Origin of the sequence: Gaiella sp. (genome assembly GCF_035558935.1) — a bacterium.
Lineage (GTDB): Bacteria > Actinomycetota > Thermoleophilia > Gaiellales > Gaiellaceae > Gaiella.
The window spans coordinates 1-2,970 of record NZ_DATMBZ010000124.1; the positions used below are offsets into that span (position 1 = coordinate 1).

Annotated in this window: 4 protein-coding genes; 1 reads left to right on the plus strand and 3 read right to left on the minus strand. The window is 70.5% G+C overall.

Features of this window, described 5'->3' with window-relative positions:
- Both VNM44_RS17130 and VNM44_RS12140 read right to left on the minus strand, forming a co-directional pair.
- On the minus strand, positions 1 to 214 hold a 214-nt coding region (locus VNM44_RS17130; RefSeq protein ID WP_349258037.1), incomplete at its 3' end, for a type II toxin-antitoxin system VapB family antitoxin.
- Positions 156 to 455: a DUF503 domain-containing protein gene (locus VNM44_RS12140; RefSeq protein WP_325626147.1), complete on the minus strand. Its 300-nt coding sequence runs from the start codon at positions 453 to 455 to the stop codon at positions 156 to 158. The genes VNM44_RS17130 and VNM44_RS12140, both read right to left, overlap by 59 nt.
- 61 nt (positions 456 to 516) lie before the next feature.
- On the opposite strand from VNM44_RS12140, the gene VNM44_RS12145 reads away from it, so the two are divergent.
- Positions 517 to 1,092: a GDSL-type esterase/lipase family protein gene (locus tag VNM44_RS12145; protein ID WP_325626148.1), complete on the plus strand. Its 576-nt coding sequence runs from the start codon at positions 517 to 519 to the stop codon at positions 1,090 to 1,092.
- Positions 1,093 to 1,110: 18 nt separating this feature from the next.
- Here VNM44_RS12145 and infB read toward each other — a convergent pair.
- A partial coding sequence (gene infB / locus VNM44_RS12150; RefSeq protein ID WP_325626149.1) for a translation initiation factor IF-2 occupies positions 1,111 to 2,970 on the minus strand: 1,860 nt, incomplete at its 5' end.

The following is a 2,970-nucleotide window of genomic DNA, read 5'->3' on the forward strand; positions in this document are numbered from 1 at the left end:
AGACCGCAAGCGTGCGACGGAGGGCGAAGTCGATCGCCTCCCGCTTCGTCCTGAGCCCGTAGACGCGCATCACCCGCTCGATGAGGCTGTCGTCGACGACGACGTTCGTCCGTCCCATTCCGCGATAGTACACCCCGATACACCCGCGTACACCACTAGGGTGCTGGGGCGACCAGCTCGCGGTGTCGCGCGGAGAGGTCGAATGGCTGGCCATAGAGCCAACGCTCCGCTTCGTCGAGCAGCCGCTCGGCCTCGCTCGCTTGCCGGGTCACGCACGCGAGCGTCAGCCGTGCCCGCTGCCAGGTGTCGTGATGGTCGACCTCGGCGATCGAGCAGCCCGTGCGGTTCGCGAGCTGCTGCTTGACCGAGCGCAGGTGCATGCGCTTCTCCTTCAGCGAATGGCTCTCCGGAAAGTGGAGCTCGAAGGAGAGGATGCCGACGAATCCCGTGGACATGTTCGAATCTCGTGTGCGGGGCGCCGGCAGGAGCCGACCCGCGCCTACCGTAGACGAACCCGTGTCCTGCCCCGAGCGCCTCGTCCTGGCCGCGTGCGTGCTCGCATGCGCGCTCGTCGCCTCCTCCCCGCTCTCCGCCGCGGGCAACCGCACCGTGCTCAGCTACGGCGACTCGCTGTCGGTCGGCACCGATCTCTTCCTCGACGGGCTGCTGCGCGGCTGGAGCGTCCGCTCGGAGGCGGTGATCAGCCGGCACGCATCCGACGTGCCGCCGGCGCTCAGGGCTCTCGGCGCCTCTCTCCCACCCGTAATCGTCGTCAGCGCCGGCACGAACGACGACCCGGGGCGCGTGTCGGGCTTCGCGCGGATCGTCCGTGAGACGCTCGCCGCCGCCGGCCCCCGGCGCTGCGTCGTCTGGGCGACGATCGTGCGGCCGCCGTATCAAGGCGTCTCGTACGACGGCTACAACCGCGCCCTCGGCGCCATCGCCCGCACACACGCGAACCTCCGCGTGCTCGACTGGGCCGCGATGGCGCGTGCCCATCCCACGTGGTTCGGCCGCGACGGCGTCCACCCGACGATGACCGGCTACCGGGCGCGCGCGGCCGCGACGGCACGGCTCGTCCAGCGCTGCTAGCCGGCCGCGGTCGAACCGCTACTCGGCGGCGGTCGTCGCGAGGTCGGTTCGCTCGACCTCGCGCGTCTCGAAGACCTCGAGGACGTCGCCTTCCTTCACGTCGTTGAAGCCGTCGAGCAGGATGCCGCACTCGAAGCCCTCCGTGACCTCGCGCGCGTCCTCTTTGAAGCGCTTGAGCTGCGCGACCGAGGTCTCGTGGATCACGGTGCCGTCGCGGACGACGCGCACGTTCGCGCCCCGGCGGACGACGCCGTTCGTGACCATGCAGCCCGCGATCGTCCCGAGGCGCGAGACCTTGAACAGCGCCCGCACCTCCGCCTCGCCGAGGATCTCCTCGGTCGTGACCGGCGTGAGCATCCCCACGAGCGCCTGCTCGATGTCCTGCGTGAGCTGGTAGATCACGCGGTAGGTGCGGATGTCGACGCCCTCGCGCTCGGCCAGCTGCCTCGCCTCTGCGCTCGGGCGCACGTTGAAGCCGACGACGAGCGCGTTCGACGCCGATGCAAGGTTGACGTCGTTCTCGGTGATCCCGCCGACGCCGGTGTGGATCACGTTGACCCGCACCTCGGGGTGCTGGATCTTGCCGAGCTCGCCCATCAGCGCCTCGACCGACCCCTGCACGTCGCCCTTGAGGACGACGTTGAGGTCCTGCACCGCGCCCTCCTGCATCCGCTCGAACAGCGTCTCGAGCGACACGCCCGCCGTCTTCGACCGCTGCGCGAGCTGCTCTCGGCGTAGGCGCTCGGCGCGCTTCTCGGCGATGTCCTTTGCCTGGCGCTCGTGCTCGACGACGCGTGACAGCTCGCCCGCGGGGGGCGGCCGGTCGAAGCCGAGGATCTCCACCGGCTCGCCTGGATGCGCCTCCTTCACCTTGTCGCCGCGGTAGTCGTAGAGCGCGCGAACCTTGCCGGCGGCGTCGCCCGCGACGATCGCATCCCCGACGCGCAGAGTTCCGCGCTGGACGAGCATCGTGGCGACGGGGCCGCGTCCGACGTCGAGCCGCGACTCGACGATCGGGCCCGAGGCCTCGGCCTTGGCGTTGGCGCGAAGGTCGAGCTCCGCGTCCGCGACGAGCAGAATCTTCTCCAGCAGCTCGTCGAGGTTCGACTGCTGCTTCGCGGAGACCTCGGCGAACTGCGTCGTGCCGCCCCAGTCCTCCGGCTGCAGCCCCTCCGAGGCGAGCTCGGTCTTGACGCGGTCGGCGTTCGCGTCCGGGACGTCCATCTTGTTGATCGCGACGACGATCGGGACCTCGGCGGCCCGGGCGTGGCTGATCGACTCCTTCGTCTGCGGCATCACGCCATCGTCGGCCGCGACGACGAGCACGGCGATGTCCGTGACCTTGGCGCCGCGTGCGCGCATCGCGGTGAACGCCTCGTGGCCCGGGGTGTCGAGGAACGTCAGCTTCCGGCCGTCCACCTCGGTCTGATACGCGCCGATGTGCTGCGTGATGCCGCCGGCCTCGGTCTCGACGACGGCCGTCGAGCGGATCGCATCCAGGAGCGTCGTCTTGCCGTGGTCGACGTGGCCCATGATCGTGACGACCGGAGGGCGCGGGGTGAGGTCGACGTCGGCGTCCTCGACGATCTCCGGCTCCGCGTCGTCCGCGGCGTGCTTGATCGTGACCTCGCGCTCGACCTCCGTGGCGATCAGCTCGACCTCCTCGTCGGAGAGCGACTGCGTCGCCGTCCGCAACTGGCCGAGGCCCATGAGGATCTTGATGATCTGCGCCATCGGCACGCCGAGGGCGCCGGAGAGGTCCTTGACGGTGACGCCCGACTCGACGGTGACAGGGCCTGTCGGCTGGACCGGCGCCTGCTGCTGACGAGGCGGCGCCTGCTGTGAGCGGTCGCGCGCAGCGCGTGCGTCCCGTCCGCG